Annotated in this window: 12 protein-coding genes; 2 read left to right on the forward strand and 10 right to left on the reverse strand. The window is 61.3% G+C overall.

The genetic code is table 11. The features are described from left to right. Positions 1-64: 64 nt before the first annotated feature. The 4 genes from ACMRQN_RS07480 to leuB form a co-directional block, all read right to left on the reverse strand. A complete protein-coding gene (locus tag ACMRQN_RS07480; protein ID WP_418734455.1) occupies positions 65-5,494 on the reverse strand; it encodes an S-layer homology domain-containing protein in 5,430 nt (1,809 codons plus the stop codon). Between the two features lie 147 nt (positions 5,495-5,641). Then, complete coding sequence (locus tag ACMRQN_RS07485) at positions 5,642-6,841, reverse strand: YibE/F family protein (protein ID WP_418734456.1); 1,200 nt, start codon at positions 6,839-6,841, stop codon at positions 5,642-5,644. Positions 6,842-6,997: 156 nt separating this feature from the next. Next, positions 6,998-7,369 (reverse strand): histidine triad nucleotide-binding protein, encoded by a 372-nt coding sequence (locus ACMRQN_RS07490; protein WP_276998092.1) that lies wholly within the window; start codon positions 7,367-7,369, stop codon positions 6,998-7,000. Between the two features lie 36 nt (positions 7,370-7,405). Next, the gene (leuB, locus tag ACMRQN_RS07495; protein ID WP_418734457.1) at positions 7,406-8,515 is read right to left on the reverse strand and encodes a 3-isopropylmalate dehydrogenase; all 1,110 of its coding nucleotides are present in this window, start codon (positions 8,513-8,515) and stop codon (positions 7,406-7,408) included. Positions 8,516-8,723: 208 nt separating this feature from the next. On the opposite strand from leuB, the gene ACMRQN_RS07500 reads away from it, so the two are divergent. After that, the gene (locus tag ACMRQN_RS07500; RefSeq protein ID WP_418734458.1) at positions 8,724-10,070 is read left to right on the forward strand and encodes a hypothetical protein; all 1,347 of its coding nucleotides are present in this window, start codon (positions 8,724-8,726) and stop codon (positions 10,068-10,070) included. Positions 10,071-10,251: 181 nt separating this feature from the next. Here ACMRQN_RS07500 and ACMRQN_RS07505 read toward each other — a convergent pair whose 3' ends face one another. Beyond that, positions 10,252-11,433, reverse strand: a complete 1,182-nt coding sequence (locus tag ACMRQN_RS07505; RefSeq protein ID WP_418734459.1) for a MalY/PatB family protein — start codon at positions 11,431-11,433, stop codon at positions 10,252-10,254. A gap of 98 nt (positions 11,434-11,531) precedes the next feature. Continuing rightward, positions 11,532-12,743 (reverse strand): trans-sulfuration enzyme family protein, encoded by a 1,212-nt coding sequence (locus tag ACMRQN_RS07510; protein WP_418734460.1) that lies wholly within the window; start codon positions 12,741-12,743, stop codon positions 11,532-11,534. Between the two features lie 395 nt (positions 12,744-13,138). On the opposite strand from ACMRQN_RS07510, the gene ACMRQN_RS07515 reads away from it, so the two are divergent. Next, positions 13,139-14,386 carry an ATP-binding protein gene (locus ACMRQN_RS07515; protein WP_418734461.1) on the forward strand — a complete coding sequence of 416 codons (1,248 nt, stop codon included), beginning with the start codon at positions 13,139-13,141 and terminating at the stop codon, positions 14,384-14,386. A 724-nt stretch (positions 14,387-15,110) separates the two neighbouring features. Here ACMRQN_RS07515 and leuD read toward each other — a convergent pair. The 4 genes from leuD to ACMRQN_RS07535 form a co-directional block, all read right to left on the reverse strand. Further along, a complete protein-coding gene (gene leuD, locus ACMRQN_RS07520) occupies positions 15,111-15,605 on the reverse strand; it encodes a 3-isopropylmalate dehydratase small subunit (protein ID WP_329979410.1) in 495 nt (164 codons plus the stop codon). A 21-nt stretch (positions 15,606-15,626) separates the two neighbouring features. Continuing rightward, complete coding sequence (gene leuC, locus ACMRQN_RS07525; RefSeq protein WP_418734462.1) at positions 15,627-16,895, reverse strand: 3-isopropylmalate dehydratase large subunit; 1,269 nt, start codon at positions 16,893-16,895, stop codon at positions 15,627-15,629. Positions 16,896-17,198: 303 nt separating this feature from the next. Next, positions 17,199-17,468, reverse strand: a complete 270-nt coding sequence (locus ACMRQN_RS07530; protein ID WP_418734463.1) for a hypothetical protein — start codon at positions 17,466-17,468, stop codon at positions 17,199-17,201. 819 nt (positions 17,469-18,287) lie between these two features. Next, a complete protein-coding gene (locus ACMRQN_RS07535; RefSeq protein WP_418734464.1) occupies positions 18,288-19,202 on the reverse strand; it encodes a peptidoglycan-binding domain-containing protein in 915 nt (304 codons plus the stop codon). Positions 19,203-19,208 lie beyond the last annotated feature (6 nt).

A 19,208-nucleotide genomic window follows, 5' to 3' on the forward strand; every position in this document is an offset into this window, starting at 1 on the left:
GACGACCGCGTTCTAGGACGAATGGCGCAAATTTGTCTCTAAATGACACCTAATTACTATCATATCAATCGAGATATAGGGAAGATAACAGGCCCAGGGCAAACGCGCGCTGGAGAACCATCGCCGTGCGCTCGCGGGCAACGTCCTCGCCTGGCAAAAGCACCTGACCGGCGCCGGTGTCGTAGCCCTTCACAAGACCCTCGCCAGCTGCCCAGTTGACGTACTTCTTCGCCCAGTCGGCCACGCTCGATCCGTCCACGAACTTCGACAGGTTGTCGCCCGCCGCATCGATGTCGCCGGACTTTGCGGTGAGGCGAGCCAGGACCGTGACGAGCTGCTCGAAGGTCACGTTCTCATCCGCCGCGAAATCGGCCGAGCCGTCATCGCGAATGAAACCGGTCATCACGCCCTTCTTCACCGCCCAATTGGCAGCGGCGGTGTAGTACATGCCGTCGGCAGACCCGGCGATGCCGGTCTCGTCCTTCGCCTTGGTCGCATCATAAGACGCCGCCTCGTCGGGGCACGCGTTGCGCCAGAGGATCGTCGCCAGCTGGCCGCGCGTCAGCGTGTCGCCGACACCGAAGAGGGTCGTTCCCGCGTAGCCCGTCATGAGCCCCTTTCCAGCGACAAACGTCACCGCAGGCCCATACCAGAGCGAGTAATCGACATCGGTGAAGGTAGGCACCGCAGGCTCGGCCGCCGCCTCGGTCGTGAACTCCTGCACGACAGTACGCGTGACGCCGCCCTTGTCGTTCGTGACCACGGCATACCAGCCGTACTTGGTGCTCGGGGCCAGCCCTTTCCAGGTGAAGGAGACATCCCCCGACCCCGTCGCAGCGCCGATCTCGGTCGCGCTCTCAACGCTCGCGCTGATCGCAGACGTGATCAGGCTCTTCTTCAGATCGTCGGCGCTCTTCGTGAACGGCACGTCAAGCTCGACGATGTCCTGGTTGAGATACTGCGTGCCAGCCGCATACGAGCTCTGCTTCGCGGTGTCATAGTAGTTGAAATCGTCGCGGTAGGGGGAATACGAGTTCACGTAAATCTTGTTGTTCTTCAGATCGAAGTACAGGAACTTGAGGTACTCGCTGCCGCCCTCGGGGTCGGATTGGTAGTCGGTGCAAATCTGGTACACCGTGCGCTCGTTCACGCCGTCGCCATTGTCGTCGAACGCGCTCGTCTCGATGGACGACCCATGGTAGTGCCCGTTGAGCACCGCGAACACGTTCGGGTTCTTCGCGACGACTTCCTCCTGCAAAAGCTTGCCGGTGTAGTCGAGCAGCCCCGCATTCGTCTCCTTCACGTTGGTGTAACGATGCAGGCAGATGATGGCCTTGCGGTCGGGGTACTGCGCGAGCACCTGGTTCATCCAATTGATCTCATCGGTGTAGATGTCCCAGCTCATATACAGGACCAGGAAGTCCTGACCGTTCTCGGAGAGCAGGTCGTAGTGGCCGAGGTTGTTCTTGTACGAGCCACCGTACCAGGGGTTACCGCTGTAGCGGTCCTCGCCGAAGTACTTCCAGTAGTTGCCGTAATCCTCCATGCCCGCGTAAACGTCGTGGTTGCCCGCAAGGACGCCATTGGGGATGCCCGCGTCGTCGAGAATCTTCATGGAGTGGTCGGCGTTCACCCATTCGCCGCCCATGTCCACGTCATCGACGATGTCGCCGGTGTGCATGACGTAGCGGATGCCGAGTCTCTGCGCGTTGTCCACAATCCACTGGTTCATGTTGTCGAAGTGGTACGGGAAACTCTCGGCGTAGTACTGAGTGTCGGTTTCCCAAGCAAACGAGAAGTCGTAGCTCTCGGGAAGGCCCGTGCCGTCCCAGCTGGACTGAGCCGCCTCGCCCGCTCCGTCAAGAGACTGAAGGGACACGGCCTCGGTGAACACGGACTCGTCGGGAAGCGCCGCCGTCGGGTAGCCTTCGGTGGCAACCTGCTGCACGAGGATCACCGCGTTGCCGTCGCGCAAGTGGTCGGCAGCAGGGAACTCGCCAGTCATCTCGCCGTTCGCATCGGCGGTTGCGACCTTTTCCCAACCTTGCGTCGCGAAGTTGAAGGCGTACATCGTGACCGGGTGGGCGTCATCGACGCTCGACGCCTGACCCTTCCAGGAAAGCGACACGGTGTCGCCCTCGGCGGCAGTGCCCACCTTCGCCTCGAACAGCTGCGCCGGGAACGAGCCGTCGTCGGTGGCCGCCTGGTTGGTCGAAGCTGCAACGATATCGTCAGCGGAAAGCGTGCGGCCCTGGCGGAAACTCACGTTGGCGGGATCGTCGCCCACGTTGACGGTCAGGTTCGCGGTCGTGGCCGTGATGCCGTCCCCGTCAGAATCGACGGTCACGTTGGGGTCGTTGTCCTCGACGGTGAACTTCACCTGCGAGGTCGTGATGTTGCCGGCCTCGTCGACCGCGACGACGGCGAGCACGTGCTCCCCCACCGCAAGCTTCTGCGGGTCGATGGCGGAAGGCAGCGCGAGGTCTTCCCCATCGAGCGTGGCGGCGACCGACTTCAACCCGTTCGCGTCGCTCGCAATCGCAGAGGGGTCGAGGGTGACAGCCTGGTAGAGCGGCTTGCTGTCCTCGATGCCCAGGTCAACTGTTGGTTTCGTATTGTCGACAATGACGTTGGCCGAAGCCGTGCCGTTCTCGCCCTGCGCGGTCACGGCGTGCGCGCCGTCAGCGACCTGCGTGGTGTCCCAATCAAAACCCATGGCCGTGGCGTCCGCCGCGGGAATCTCGAACGTGGCGTCGAGGTGGGTCTCCATTCCCGCGGAATCGCCGATTGTATGCCACACGTCGAGCGCCGTGCTCGTGTTGGTCTTCTCGTTGTCGGGCGCGATGCTCACCGGCAGGTAGCTCTTGCCGTTCGCGAGCTTCATCTGCAGGCCGGACACCTTGTAATCCTCATGGTTCTCGCCGAACACCGAGGGATAGAGCGCCTCCTCGAACGGCGTGCCCGAATCGCCCGCCCACAAGGTCAGCGTCACGTTGTAGGTGTCTTTCTCCGCGTTGTACGTGAAGTACTTGTTGTCGATATGCACCGCACGCGACGTGGGCGTTTCGCACCATGGCCCCATGATGGTGATGATGTCGCGCGGGTTGTCGCCGTAGGGCGCGGTGATGGCGTCCTTGAAGTAGCTGTCCATGCCGCTCGTCTGCACCATGAACCAGGCACCGTTCTCGAAGGTCTTGCGCGCGTCGGTGACCTGGGCGCCATCGACGGAAATCGCCGTCTTCGCGTTGTCGGAGCCATCGTTGGCGGTGACCGTCGTGGTGCCGGAGACGACGGCGCCGTCCTTGAGCGACAGGCGCATACCGTCGGTGGCGTTCAGGCGGTTGATCTTCACCATCTTCTCGTCGGTCTCGCTCATGCCGTAAAGGGAGTAGGCGCGCACCTTGTAGGTGACCTTGTCGTGGCCAAACAGCACGTCAGAGGGGATTTGCATCATGAAATGCCCCAGGCGCCACTGGGTCTTCTGCTTGACAACGGTCCAGTCGGAATCGTCGTCGAGCTTGTAAAGCACCTCGGTGCCGAGCAGGTACGGGCGCGTCTTGAGCGCCTCCGCGCCGCCAGGATAGTTCGTCGGGTTATCGGCACCTGACGCGTTGTCCTTGTTGTCGGTGAAGGCGTCGCGACGCGCGTCGCTCGTAGCGCCAACCAGAAGGTCGGTGTCGTAGAGCACCTTCAGCGCGTCGCCCTCGTCGATGGACTCGGGAACGGTGTAGATGTCCTGCGTGTTCTCGGCAAGCGTCGGAGCCTGGCCGTCATCTTCCGGATATCCCGGATAGCCCTGGAACTTCGCCGTCACCGGGGACTTCTGCCAATTGGCGACCTCGCCGGGCGTGGCAGCGGAAACCTCGACGGGAAGGGATGCGTTCGTCGCCGTGAGCCCGCCCGTACCGACCGGCTCGCGATCGCCCGTGCCGCGGGGGTAGGTGTACTGCAGCGAGGTATCATGGTCGCTGCGCTCGGAGGCGTTCTCGTTGAAGCCCGCCACGGCGAACGCGTCGTCTTCCGTGGTGCCAAAGCGAATCCAGCGCGCTTCGGAGGAGTGCAGGCCTGCGTAGTTCACGCGCACGATGTCCTTGCCCTCTTCGAGGCTCGTGCCGTAGAAGTTGTTGAAATCCTCGACCGTGGTGCCGTTGCTGGAAAGGTAGTACACCATGGTCTTGCCCGGCTCGAGATAGGCCGTAAAGTCGTCGAGCGACCAGACCTTGCCCGATGCAGATGCCGTCTGATCAGGGTAATTGTAATAGTAGAAGATCTTGAAGTAGCTCAGGTTGATGGGCTTGTCGGAAGCGTTGTACACCTCGAAATAGGAATACTGCTTGCCATCGGTGCTCTGCGGGTTGGCGTGGACCTCGGTGATGTAGTAGGGAGCCGCCTTCTCCGCGACAGGCACCTGCGCGGTAATCGGGGTCGTCTGAGCGTCCGTGCGCACCTCGTTGCCGGTGTTGCCGTACGCGGTGACGTACCACTCGACGCTCTCGCCGAACAACTCGCTTGAGTCGATCGTGCCCGCGAAGGTCCTGCCGTCCCCAGTCGGCTCGAGCGCGACCGTCTTCTCGTCAGACGCCTTGTCGCCATAGTGCTGCTTGTAGTGCAGGTTCACGAACGTGGTCGCCGACGAACCTTGGTAAGGAACCTCAGCGGTTACCTGAAACTGCCCGTCGCCAGTCGCGGTCGCCTTCTCGATTTTCGCCTGCTGATCGCTTGCGTTTGCGCGCTGTGCAGGAATCTGGTCAGCGGTAACCGAACCGGGGGTCGCCTTCGCGAGCCCGTTGTCGACGCACTCGCGGCCGGAGCCGGGATAGGTGTACTGGATGCCCTGCTTGTTGGGGTTGCCCGCGGGGATCTCGTCACCGTTCGCGTTCGACCAGGCGCCGATCATGACGGCGTCGCTGTCTTTTCCAAAGAAGTAACCGCGCTTGTTCGTGGTGTGGATGCCCGAATACGGCGTGCGGATGATGTCCTTGCCCTCGACGAGGTTGGTTCCGTACGTCTTGTTGAAGTCGGCGAGCGACGTCTCATTCTTCGAGCCGCCCATCCACAGCACGAGCGTTTTACCAGGCTCGATGATGACATCGGCGTCCTTGCTGCCGTAATCGATTCCCAGGTGCTTATCCGAGGAGCTGAACACCTTTCCCGTGCCCATGCCTCCCTCGTAGCAGTAGTAGTACACGTAGTCTTTGAAGTTGATGGGGTTGTCGGAGTTGTTGTACACCTCCACGTAGGTGTACTTTCCCTTGCCGGGGGAATCGGTGACCACTTCCGTCACAAGCAACGGAGACACCTGGTCAGAAGCCGCTTGGTCTGAAGCCGCCTGGCCCTCTCCCGTGTTGCCCGTATCGCCCTCGGCGGTCGCTGCCGTCTGTGCGGCACCGCTTGCCGTGTCGTCTCCGGTCCCGTCGGCGAATGCCGCAGGCACCGGCACCGCAAGCGACGCAGCGAGCGTTGCGGCGATCACGGCGTTGAAGCATCGTTTCATACTTCCGTGTTCCTCCTCTTTCGCATGGTTATTCGCGTCCGCGCGCACTGCGGGCACAATTGAAAAGTGTGGCCGACCAACGTAAGGTCAACATCATGCGAAGGGAAGGTTTGGGCACAGCTTTCGCAAGAAGCGCGTTAAGCCCTGTTAAGAAGTATGCAAGGCGCCTGCGCCCTGGCGGCTCTTCCTCGAAAGGCAGAACGCCGTGATCAGCGCGGCGCAGGGGACGGAGACGATGATCCCGATCGACCCGGAAAGGCCTCGCAGGATCTCGATTCCGATGGCATACTCGTTCCAGTACTCGAAGTACGGCATCGCGTAGGCGTAGATGATCACGAGCGTGTTGACCGCCCCGCCGGCGAACGCGAGGATGAGCGTGTGCGTCATCGTGCCCATCATGTCGCGACCGACGGCCATCCCCGACTTGAAGAGCTCGCGCATCGAGAGCGCCGGGCTGGCGGCGTGAAGCTCGCACTCGTGCGACGTGACCGACATGGAGATGTCCATCACCGCGCCGAGCGAGGAGATGAGGATTCCCGAGAACAGAAGACCCGACACGTCGAGCTTGCTGTTCTGCCCGACATACGCAAGCGTTTCGATCTCGCTGACGTTCAGCCCCGAGATATGTCCCAGCGAGCCGCACACGCTGGCGACCAAGCCGGCCGCGAGCACGCCCACGACCGTAGCGACTATCGAGCAGAGCGTTTTCGCAGACCAGCCGCCGATAAGGTACATCCCGACAACCGTCACGAGCACCACCACGAGCACGGCGGTCCAAAAGGGAGACGCACCGCTGTAGACCATCGGCAGGTACAGGAAGAATATGCAGGCGAACGTGAATGCCAGGCCGAGCGCCGAGAGCGTCCCCGAGCGACCGCCCGCCACGCAGAGCAAAACGAGGAACAGCCCGACGAGCGCCCAGAGCACGATCCCGCGGTCGTAGTTGTAGACCGTCGCGACCAGGGAGCCGTCTTGCCCCTCGTTCACCAGAACAATCACCTTCAAGCCCGGCGAGCAGAGCGCGCCGGAGTTGTTGGAATACGGGCTCGTCGCCTCGGCCTGCTGGCCTGCGTACTGGCCCGACGTAATCGTGAGGAGCACCTTCTGGTTGCCCTGCATCTCGCCCGAATCGCTCAGGCTCACGTCGCTCGTGATAACCTCGTCGACCGTCGCCTTCTCGAACTCGCTTCCCCCCGTCGGACGCAAAGGAACGCGATCGATTCCCGCGTTGAGCCACACGAGAAACCCCGCAAAGGCGACGAGCAGGATGGCGAACGCGGCGACGGCGACGCGGGAGCGACGCGTGGGGCACGCAGCCGACAACCTCCCCAGGCGATTGGTTTTCACGGATTGACCCCTCTTCACTAGGCAACAACCGTTAAACCCTATCGGGAAGGGCAGGGGCAGGCGAGGCGCGCACGAACTCTTGAGGAGGATTTTTCCTACGCCTTACGTTAGGACGAAGTGTGCGCGCCCGCGCGCCGTCGCGCTAAACGCTGGCGCTTACTCCTCGCCCTGCGCGCGCTGGGAGTTCTCGAACGTGAAGCGTCCCATTTTCACCCCACCCAGAATGTGGATGTGGAAATGCTTCACCGTGGTCGCGGAATCGGGGCCAGTGTTCACCACCGTGCGGAAGCCGGACTCGCGCACGCCTTTGATCTCGGCAACCTTCGGGACGACCGACATCATGTGGCCGAAAACTTCCTCGGGCACGCCGTCGCACATGTCGTCGTAGTGCTTCTTCGGCACGAGCAGCGTATGCACGGGCGCCTCGGGCTCGATGTCGTCGAACGCGAAGCAAATGTCGTCCTCGTAGACCTTGTTCGTGGGGATTTCCCCGGAGATGAGTTTGCAGAACAAGCAATCGTCAGCCATGTCAGTTCCTTTCGATAGCATCACATCAGGACTAGTTTACAGGTACTTCACGACCAAATCGCCCATGCCGGCGCAGTTGACCACCTTGTCGGCAGGAGTGGTGGCATCCTTCAGGTCGCCCGTGCGCCACCCGTCGTTGAGCAGGTTGGTCACCGCGCGGCGGATGTCGTCGGCGGCATCATTCATGTCGAAGCTGTAGCGCAGCATCATCTCGACGGAGAGAATCTGCGCGAGCGGGTTCGCGATGCCCTTGCCCGCGATGTCGGGCGCGCTTCCGTGGGAAGGCTCGTAGAGCGCGGTGCCGTCGCCCAAGCTGGCGGAGGCGAGCATGCCGAGCGAGCCCGTGATCTGGGCCGCCTCGTCGGAGAGGATGTCGCCGAACATGTTCTCGGTCACCACAACGTCGAAGTCGGCGGGACGGTTGATCAACTGCATCGCCGTGTTGTCGACGAGCAGGTCCTCGATTTCGACATCGGGATATTCGGCCTCGCCGATGCGATGCACGATCTCGCGCCACATGCGGGAAGTCTCGAGCACGTTGGCCTTGTCGACGCTTGTCACCTTCTTGCGGCGCTTGCGCGCAGCCTCGAACGCCTGGCGGGCGATGCGCTCGATCTCGTACTCGCGGTACTCGAGCGTGTCGTAGGCACGCTGTCCCTTGGCGCCGTTTACGCCGGCACCTTCCTCGTCGTAGAAGCGCTCGCGCTTGCCGAAGTACAGACCACCCGTCAACTCGCGCACGATCATGAGGTCGACACCTGCGATGACCTCGGGCTTCAGCGTGGAAGCGCCGGCGAGCGCGTCGAAGATCTGCACGGGGCGCAGGTTGGTGTAGAGGCCCAAGCCCTTGCGGATGCCGAGCAAGCCCTGCTCAGGACGCGGGGCATTCGGATCGGTCGTGTCCCACTTCGGCCCGCCCACAGCGGCAAGCAGCACGGCGTCGGCGGCCTTCGCGGCATCGAGCGTCGCCTGGGGAAGCGGCTCGCCCGTAGCATCGATGGCAGCGCCGCCGATAAGCGATTCCTCGCACGCGAATTCCGTGTCGTACTTCGCGCCGACGGCGTTTAGGACCTTCACCCCTTCCGCGATGATCTCGGGGCCGATGCCGTCGCCCGGCAAAAGGCAGATATTGTACTTCGTAGTCATAGTTGCATGCCTCTTTCGATAAGCGGTTTATCGCACCCGCCTATAGTAGCGCAGCGCGATAACAAGGAAGGGGCTCGCTCGGATTTCCCGCGCAAACTCGCAAAACGGAAGCCGCAACAGCGGCGCGAAATGGGCCATAGGGGTATTGCCAAGCCCGCGCGCGCTCCCACATACTTTCAGGAGACAAACCGAATGCTAAGGAGGCTTCATGGAAGATTTCTTCGCTATCAAGTGCCGCAACTGCGGCGGCCCCATGTATTCTCACCAGGCAACCCGCAGCTTCGAATGCGCGTATTGCGGGACGAGCGAGCCCTGGGGAGAAGGCGCGGCGGGGCAAGATTCCATCGTGAAGTTCCGCCACCAGCCCCTTCAAATGGTAAACGGCCTGATCAAGCTGCCCCAAGTGTCGCGCCTCGAGCCCCCGAAGGAATCCGACTGGTACTTCTTCAAGCCCTACTGGCGCAACATGTCCCTCGCCGAGTGGATCTTAAACGAGGACCCCGCCACCGCAGGCGAGTTCGAGCGCGCAACGACCGTGAGCATCCCCTGCCCGTTTTGCGGCGCGGCGTTCGAAGGCGAGTCGACCCAGAGCGTGTTCGAGTGCCCGTCGTGCGGGAACAAGATCGGCGCCACCGACCTGATGCAACCCGGCACGTTCAGCAAGCACCTGTCCATCGGGACAGGCTCGGAATACATCCCCGACCAGGCAATTCCCTGCCGCATATCCGAGCAGCAGGCGCGCGCAAACGCCCGCGAGCTCGTGCGGCAGCACCCCGACCTCTTCGCGGGGCACAGCGTCGAGGACGCCATCGACAACCAGATGGTTCTCGCGTATACCGCGGTATCGCTCGCTGACCTGCGCATAATCGCGTCTTACCCCGGTAAGAAGTTCCAGAAGGAGACGCTCGTGCTCTTCGAGGTGCTCGATTGGGTCTACCCCAAGACGCGCATATTCGATTTGTCCCTCATGAACCTTTTGGAGCCGTGGGATTTCTCGGCGGTGGCCCCCTTCGACCCCGTCATGCAGGAGGGGAATTTCCGCGTGGCGGCCGTCGAGGCTTTCGCGAAGGACAGCGTCATCATCGACAACCTAGCGCTCAAGATTGCGAAAAACGATGCCGAAGAAGCGCTCGGCCTGAGCAAGAAAAGCCTCCGCACCTGGACATATAACGTGAGGAAGCACACTTCCGGGCTCATGCTCGTGCCCATCTACTACGTCGATAGGCCCGCCTCGGACGGGCGCGAGGGCGAGCAGGTGCGCATCGCCGTGAATGGCCAGACGGGACGCGCCGCCGCCGTACTGTTCAGCGAGACGCGCGAAACCCACGTTGTCGCCCCGCTCAGCTCGACTGTGCACCTCTCGGGCGAGAGCACCGTGCACGCGACGCCCATCGAGATTCGCTACGTGAAGTCGCCTTTCTTGCACGAGATCGTCAGCATCGGGGGCAACGGCGGCAGCGGCGGCGCCCCGCAGGCCGAGGCGAAGCGCGAGGGGTCCTTGCGCGAGGAGAAGGTTAAAAAGCAAGGGTTCTTCTCAAAGATATTCGGGAAGTAAGTCGCCAGGCGACAAACACTTGCAAGGAGAGGGGCGACCAGGGACGATGATAGCCTGGTCGCCCCCTTTGCGTAGCCGCAAGGACTCAGGCAGGAGAGCTGATCCTAAAGCCGGAGACCTCGATTCCAAGGACGGCGACTCCTCATTTAAACCTCGTGGCATTTCCCTACAACAATGGTGACTACTCCCCCAGAGCCGCCACCGCCCGCTCGAGTCGGCCGCAGGCGTCCTCGATCATGGCCTTCGGACTTGCGAGGTTCACGCGGACGAAGCCCGCGCCCTCGGGGCCGAACATCGTTCCCATGTCGAGCCAGAGCTTCGCGTCATGCTCCACCAGATGCTTGAGCTCGACGTCGCTAAGCCCCAGGCCACGGCAGTCGAGCCACGGCAGGTACGTGCTCTCGAGCGGCACGAGTTCCACACCCGGCATGCGCGAAACCGCCGCCTCGAGCACGGCGTAATTCTCGTCGAGCACGCCCTTGAGCTCGTCGAGCCATTCTTCACCCTGCTCGTAGCACGCCTGCGTGGCCACGACGCCAAACACGCTCGGCTCGTCGTAGCCTGTGCGGTCGAGCGTGCGCCTGAACGCGGCGCGAAGATCGGGGTTCGGGATGAAGATGTTTGACAGCTGCAGCCCTGCCAGGTTGAACGTCTTGCTCGGCGCCGTGCAGACGACGGCGCTTTTCGCATAGCGCTCGCCGAGCGAGGCGTACGGCACATGTACATGGCCCGCGCGCGCGAAGTCGGCGTGAATCTCGTCAGCGACCACCACGACGTTGTGACGCAGGCAGATGTCGCCGATGCGTCGCAGCTCGTCTTCGGTCCACGCACGCCCCACGGGATTGTGCGGGTTGCACAGGATGAACAGCTTCGCGCCCGTTTTCTCCAGCTCGCGCTCGAAGCCCTCGTAGTCCATGGTGTAGCGTCCGCCGTCGTAGAGCAGCGGGCTCGTGACCATCTTGCGGCCGTTGTCCTCAATCATCATGCGAAACGGGTAGTACACAGGCGGCTGGATAATCACGGAATCGCCCGGCTGCGTGAACGAGGTCACGGCCATGGCCAGGGCAAACACCACGCCAGGAGTCATGACGAACCACTCACGCGCGGGGCGCCAGCCGTGACGGCGCTCAAACCACGCTTGCACCGCCTCGTAGTATCCGTCGGGCGCCATCGAGTAGCCGAACACGCCGTGCGCCGCGCGCTCCGTCAACGCTTCAATTGCGGCGGGCACGGTCTTGAAATCCATGTCGGCGACCCAAAGCGGCAGCTCATCGACGGCATGGCCGCGACGGCTCCACGCGTCCCACTTCAAGCTGCCCGTGCCGCGGCGATCGATAATCGTCTCGAAATCGTACTTCGTCATGCGAATGCTCCATTCACTGTCGCACACAAGGTCGCACCCAGGCGCACCCGTCCTGGGCAAAACGCACAACCTTGGTAATTTTTCCTCCCTCGATAAGGTTACCCTATTGCCTGCTCCAGGTCGGCGATAAGGTCCTCCGCGTTTTCGAGGCCGACCGAAAGGCGCAGCAGGCGCTCGTCGATTCCCAGCTTGTCGAGTATCGGCCCCGGAATCGAACCGTGCGTCTGCACGAGTGGATACGTCACGAGGCTCTCCGTGCCGCCAAGGCTCTCCGCGAAAAGAACGAGCCGCACGCGCTCGAGCACCGCCAGCGCGCGCTCGTGCGTGTCGACCTTGAACGACATCATCGCGCCGAAGCCCGTTGTTTGGCTGCGAGACAGGTCGTAGTCCGGGTGATCGGGGTCGCCGACGTAGAACACGTCTGTGATGTGGGGATTCTCCTTCAGAGCCTCCACGATGCGCTTCGCGTTGTCCTCCTGCTGGCGAAGGCGAACGCCGAGCGTCTTCAGGCTTCGCAGCATAAGCCAGCTGTCGAACGGGTCGAGCTGGTTGCCCTCGCTCATCGTAGCGTTGAACAGCGTCTCGAGCAGCGTGCCGTCGCGCAGGACGAGAAAGCCCGACAGCACGTCATTGTGGCCGCACAGGTACTTCGTGCCGCTGTAAACCACCACGTCAGCGCCCAGTTCGATCGGCTTCTGGAAGTACATGGTAAGGAAGGTGTTGTCCACTGCAAGCACCGCCCCGTGCGAGTGCGCGGCCTCGGCAACACTGGCGATATCGGCTACCTTCATGGTGGGGTTTGTGGGCGTTTCCAGGAACACGAGCTTAGTGTTCGGCTTGAACGACGCCGCAAGCACGTCGGTATCAGTAAGGTCAACGTAGTCGAATTCCAGCCCGTACTGCGTATAGATATTGCTGAACAGGCGATATGTGCCGCCGTAAAGGTCGTCGCTCACCAGCACGTGATCACCCGAGCGCAGAAGCTTGAGCAGCGTGGTGATAGCCGCCATGCCGCTCGAGAACGCCATGCACTTCTTCCCGCCTTCCAAAAGGGCGATGGTGTTCTCAAGCTCCAAGCGCGTCGGATTCCCGCAGCGAGAATAGCAGTAGCCGGTCGATTTGCCCCATGCGGGGTGGGCGAACGTCGCGGACTGGTAAAGCGGGTAGCTGATGGCGCCCGTGCGCACGTCTGCGCCCTCATAGCCGTGGACCGCGATGGATTCCGCGTGCCAGTCAGCGTGTTTCTCCTGGTCGATGCCAAGAAGCCCCTCGATTTCCTCGGCCATTGCCTCGAAGCTTGAGTCGTTCATGCGAGCAATGCTCCCTTCCCCCTGATGTCGTCTTCCGCAAAGGACAAACACTCGGAAACGCTAGCCACCCCGGCGGCCTCGCCCATACGAGGTGAGCAAAGACCGAGAGGCGCAGCAGCTCGCAGAAATCTTGAGGCTCTCGCCCGCGCGGCACGGCACGTGCGCCCGACCTGCGCCAACCCATTACGCGCGAGCTACACACGCAGAGACAGGGGGGCAGCCAGTATTTCCCTAGTAAGTTTGTATGGTTCTAATCCGAGTGATTAGTGTATCGGAGAATCGCACTACCTGCATGGAAATCAGATAACTCTGATATTCGCTTTTCAGAACACTGGTTATCGGGCAGAAAATCATTGCCGCATTTGTGGAAAGATAACGTCCGATCCACCCAAAGTATGTCAATTCAAATCGTAGCGTTTGGTAGAAGTTGGTATAATTTGATACAGTTTAGTAATCGTTCATCACGAAAAGAAAATCGAAGCGAGGCCCGCTTGACTCAAAACCCGTTCAAACCCACCGCAGGAAAAATTCCCCCGCTGCTTATCGGCCGACAGCCAATTATCGACGATTTCGCGGAGGGGCTCGAAAACGGTGCTGGAGCGCCCGGACGACTCATGCTCATTACCGGCCAGCGCGGCTACGGGAAAACGGTCATGCTCAGCGAATTCGCCCGCCTTGCAACCGCTCAAGGCTGGACGGTCGTCTCCGAGACTGCGTCTTTCGGCCTTTGCGACCGCATCGTCGCCGCCCTGGCGCCTCAGGGACTCAAACTTAAAAGCGCGAACATAGGACCCTCGTTTTCGATTCCGGGCATCGCGAGTGCGAGTTTAGGAGCAGCATCATTCGCCCCGTCCGAGCAATGCGCCCTCACCCTGCGCGAAGCGATAAATCAGCGTCTGAAAAAAGAAGCACCGGGGAAAGGCATCGTGTTCACCATCGACGAAGCGCAAGCCGCCTCACCGGATGATATGGTGGCGCTTGCAACCGCCCTGCAACACGTTATCCGAGATCAGGATTTGACGAACACCCCTGATAGCGAAAAGAAGGGCGTTGCATTCGCCTTCGCTGGCCTTCCTTCAATTGTCGACGACCTTACAGGAAACGATGCCCTCACGTTTTTAAGGCGAAGCCAGCGTCGCATTCTCAAGGAGATTCCCTTGCTTGAAGTGCGAGATGCGTATGCAAGTGTCGCCTCGAAGTCTGGGAAGGAAATCCCTGAAGAGATAGCGCTCGACGCCGCGAGGAAGGCGGGCGGGCATCCATACATGATCCAACTCGTCGGGTATTACATGTGGCGTGCTGCCGAGCGGCGCGGATCGCGCATTATCGAGAGCTGCGACGTTTTAACTGGGGAATCCGACGCGCTGCTCGCCTTTTACGAGGCGATATGCGCACCATTGTATTATGGCCTCCGCAGTCCGCAGCGTTTCTTCATAGAGGCGATGGCGAAAGACGGCGATGCCCCGTCGAAGGTTTCCGATATTGCCGAGCGCACCGGGAGAACCACAAGCTGGGCGGCAAAATATCGGGCCAGCCTCATTCGTGAGCACGTCATCGAGTCGGCAGGTTATGGGCTCGTGCGCTTCTCCACGCCGCACTTAGGAGACTATCTACGCAGCGAAATCCTCTGGCCAGAAGAGTAGCCGAAAACAATCATCGACAAGCCCCCCGATAACCTACTGCCAGGAAGAACATCAGCGCAAACGAAAACTCTTCCGATTGTCGCAAAAGCATAGGAAGTTTAAGGGGTCAGTCATGGTTATACCGTCTTCTATCATCATCCTTTTCTTCGCTCTTATCATTTTTCGCGGAACGTAGAATCATCCGCAACGAAACATGGTGGGTCTGCGCATGTGGTCAGATTAACGTAGAGAGAGACGATTGCTGCGTGTGCGGCAACAAGAAGCAAATGCTTCTTGAAAACGAAGACGAGGTCAAGCTACTCAAGGACGCCGATGCTTATTCAGAACGTATAAATCTTACCCTCTCCAGAGACGGGAGGCGCCCGTATCTGGGAAGCGTGAGGCAGTTCGAAATCAGGGGAACGAGAAGTTCCAGTTAAACTGAAGGGACCGACCCCAGAGGAGCTCCGGAGCCAGTCCCAGTCCATGTTAAGCTACTGGTTGAGATAGCCCTCGTCGTCACTAACCTTCGTGTTTTCCCTGGAGGCGTTCTTACGGGCATTCTCGTAATCCCTGCGTGTCACCATCGCGTCCTCATAGAGGCGCTACTGCTCGTCCCGAATGGCGTCGCGCTGCTCGACGAGCTCGTCGTAGGACTGTTTCAGCTCATCGTGCTTCTTCTGGGCGGCGGCAAGATTAGAGGTGTCGACGCCCTGCGCCGCCTCCTCGGCATCGGCTTTCTCTTTTACTTCCCCAGCACCTTCTTTGTGCGGTTGATAAGGCCGCCTTCCTCGATAATCTCGCGGATGAATGGCGGGAACGGCTGCGCCTTGAAGGTCTCGCCCGTCGTGGTGTTCGTGATGACGCCCGCGTCGGCGTCGACATCCACAACGTCGCCCTGCTTGATAGCATCGACCGCCTCGGGGCACTCCATGATGGCGAGGCCCGTGTTAATCGAGTTGCGGTAGAAGATGCGCGCGAAGCTCTTCGCGATGACCACGTCGACGCCCGCCGCCTTGATGGCGATCGGCGCATGCTCGCGCGAGCTGCCGCAGCCGAAGTTCTCCTCGGCAACGATAATGTCGCCCTTCTTGACCTTCTTCACGAAGTCGGCGTCCAAATCCTCCAGGCAATGCTGTGCGAGCCACTCGGGCTCGGAGGAGTTCAGGTAGCGGGCCGGAATGATGACGTCGGTGTCGATGTCGCGCCCGTAGCGATGCGCGGTACCCTTGAAATGCATGAGTGGAACCTTCCCTTCCCGTTAGTCCAAATCTTCCGGCAGGCCGATGTGCCCTAAGACGGCGCTCGCCGCGGCAACGGCCGGTGAGGAGAGATAGACCTCGCTCGTCGGGTCGCCCATGCGGCCGACGAAGTTGCGGTTGCTGGTGGAAATCGAGCGCTCACCTGCGGCGAGGATGCCCATATAACCACCCAGGCACGGGCCGCACGTCGGCGTGGACACCGCGCAGTTGGCGTCGAGAAAGATATCCATGAGCCCCTCGGCGATGCACTGCTTGTACACCTGCTGGGTGGCGGGAATCACGATGCAACGCACGTCGGGGTGAACCTTGCGGTCCTTGAGCACGGCCGCGGCCTGGCGCATGTCTTCCAAGCGACCGTTCGTGCAGCTGCCAATGACGGACTGGTCGATCTTCACATCGCGGGCCTCGGCGACCGGGCGCGTGTTCGATGGCAGATGCGGGAACGCGACCGTCGGCGGAATGTCGGACGCCTTGATCTCGTACACCTTCGCGTACTTCGCGTCGGGGTCGGAATGATACTCGGTGTAGGGGCGCTCGGTGCGGCCGTCCATGTAGGCGCGCGTGATGTCGTCCACCTCGATGAGGCCGGCCTTGCCGCCAGCTTCGATCGCCATGTTGGAGATGGAAAGGCGCTGGTCCATCGACAGGCTGCGGATGGCGCTGCCCGTGAACTCCATCGCCTTGTACAGCGCGCCGTCGACGCCGATCATGCCGATGATGTAGAGGATGATGTCCTTGCCGGTAACGCCCGGGTTGAGCTCGCCGTCGATCTTGAAGAGCAGCGTCTCGGGCACCTTGAACCACGCCTTGCCGGTGGCATAGCCGACCGCGGCATCGGTGGAGCCGACGCCCGTGGAGAATGCGCCGAGCGCACCATAGGTGCAGGTGTGGGAGTCGGCGCCGATGATGAGGTCGCCCGCGCCCACAACGCCCTGCTCAGGCAGAAGCGCATGCTCGACGCCCATGCAGCCGACTTCGTAATAGTGCGTGATGCCCTGCTCGCGGGCGAATTCGCGCACCTGCTTGGCCTGCTCGGCGCTCTTGATGTCCTTGTTGGGAACGTAGTGGTCGGGCACCAGGGCGATCTTGGTCGGGTCGAACACCTTCTCGACGCCGATCTTCTTGAAGTTCTTGATCGCGATGGGCGACGTGATGTCGTTGGAAAGCACGAGGTCGAGATCGCATTCGATCAGCTGCCCCGGCTCCACTTCATCGAGATGCGCATGGGCGGCCAGAATCTTTTCCGCCATGGTCATGGGACGTGCCATGTTGACTCCCTCTTTCGTGCAGTTGAACCGTCTGTAAAACCCGCACATTGTAGCACTCCCGCCAGGTCACGAAGTTCATCCGCACGTAAGATGCAGATTGCGACGCGGCGGGAAAGCGCAGGACGGGAAGGCTCGTGGAGAGGGAAAGGGCGACGGAAGGCAGCTCGCAGCGGGAAGGCGAGAGGGGCGCACGAGAAAGCGCACGGGAGGCAGCGCGCGGCAAGGGAAAAGCACACAAGAGACGGGAGAATTCGAGCCCTAGGAAAACTTGCGACGAAGCGCGCGGAGCAAGCAAGCTGCTCGTTATCTACTCAGTCGATACGTGTTGGCGCCTTGCCGGCCATCGGGAAGGAGATTCTCCTCCACCTCGATGTAGCCCTCGTTGCACAGGCGGGTAATCGCTCGGTCGACCGTCTTCGTGCTGCTGCGAAGGTGCTCGGCAAGCTGGCGCTTCGATTCGCTCGTCCCATCTCGACCGACGGTCCGGAAGGCAATATAGCCGAGCAGGCGCTCCTGCATCGGGGTAAGATGCTCGCGCTCTTCTTCCGTGGGCGCCTCTGCCTTTGAAACCATAATGTCCCCTTTTGGTTCGTTCCTCGTCCGTTTTAGATCGATCGAACATCTTCTCGATGTTGTTGCCGGGAATCGCCAAGAGCCGTTCAGGACTCTATTCGATTATATGCTGCGCACCCCTGTTCACCTGCCCAATTGATGGATGCGCAAATAGCAATTGACGCCTTTACGTTCCACGCCCTTTCGTAATGCCCGCCAATGCAACAGGCGGCTCAATGCCGCTTCGCCCCAACTCGCTTGCGGGAGAAGAATGCGGCAGCGCCGTTCGCCTCGCCTCCACAGGCAGCCAACCCGCCCGACGCAAGACTGAGAGCGAAAACGTGCGACGTCATAACGTTCTTCGGTTTCCAACATCCTCGTGAAAAGTTCCCTTGTTATTCAGGCAACTGTCGGGCATTATGTCATGCATGATGTCAGTAAGGCAAGGGGGAATTCCCTAAAATGCGGCGAATTTCAGGTTTTACTTGAAATCCCAGGTAGATTGTTGGTCGAATTCCCGACTCACCAAGGCACTCAAACGTCTGGATGTCCCGTTTTCGGTACAACAGGAGAGGTGCACGCCCACTGCTCGTTTCCGATACGGCGAGGGCACCGCGCGCAGGCAAGCCCGTCCCCGGCACAACAGGAGAGAGACACGCCGGTAGTGCCCCGCCGCCTCGCGAGGCAGGAAAGAGGCACGCCGGCGTTTCCCGCCTCGCGCAACAAGAGGGCCGCACTCAGGCGGCCCTCATTTGGTTTCTTCGGTTGTTTTGGGACGAACCCTCGCTCACGCGAGATGCTTTAGCCCTTCCCCGCAAGACGCACGCCGAGCGTCAACGCTTAGGCGGAGCGCTCGCTTTGGGAAAGCGCGGTGCACAAGGCGTCGAGCAGGGTGATCGCGAAATGCTGGGCGCTGCGGCCCTCGCCCGCGTCTTCCCACACGCGGCCAGGAAGCTCGATGGCGATACGGCGCGGCGTCGCCTTGCGAGCTGCGGCGATGGCCTGCTCCAAGCGAAGCGGCAGCGTGGCCTCGTCCTCGTAGCTCACGCGCGGCACCTTCTGCACGGCCTCTTCCTCGGGAAGCACGATGTGCACCAGCAGCATAGACTCGTCAGGCGCAACAAGAAGCGAGTCCGCAGAGAGAATCTTCGACTGCGGGTTCGTGGCAAGTGAGAGGTTCGACATGCGCGACGCGACGCTGCGGGCGAACTCCTCGGTACCGAACAGGCACAGCGCGTTCCGCTCGAGCACTCCCGCCGCACGCGCGAATCCGAGGTGGACGATCTCGTGGATGGCTGCCTTGCCGACCCACGAATGGTGCAGGTTCTGGATCGCGGCATACGTGTACGCGCCCGCGATGCCATCGGAAGGAAGGCCCAGATTGAGCTGGAACTTGCGCAGCGCGTCTTCGGTATGGGCCCCGAAGATGCCGTCGATCACGCCGCAGGCGAACCCGAGCGCGGAAAGCACCTGCTGCAGCTCGCGCACATCGCGACCATGGAAGTACGGCATGCGCAGGTAGAGCGTGCGATCGCCCAGGGAGAACGTCGCGTCGACGAGCGCCGACCACACCTTCTCGTCGACCTCTTCAGCTGCAGGAAGGCCCGACTTCACGCAGAAGGCGCGCACCGCGGCGACCGTCGCGTCGTCGAAGACACCGCTCACGGCGCCTTCCTCAAGGCAATCGGCAGCGACGAGGCGCTGCTGCACGTCCTCGACCGCCGGCCCTTTGTCGTTTCGTTTGATCCTATCCATGAGAAC

This window comes from Ellagibacter sp. (genome assembly GCF_048412355.1).
Taxonomy (GTDB): Bacteria; Actinomycetota; Coriobacteriia; order Coriobacteriales; family Eggerthellaceae; genus Ellagibacter.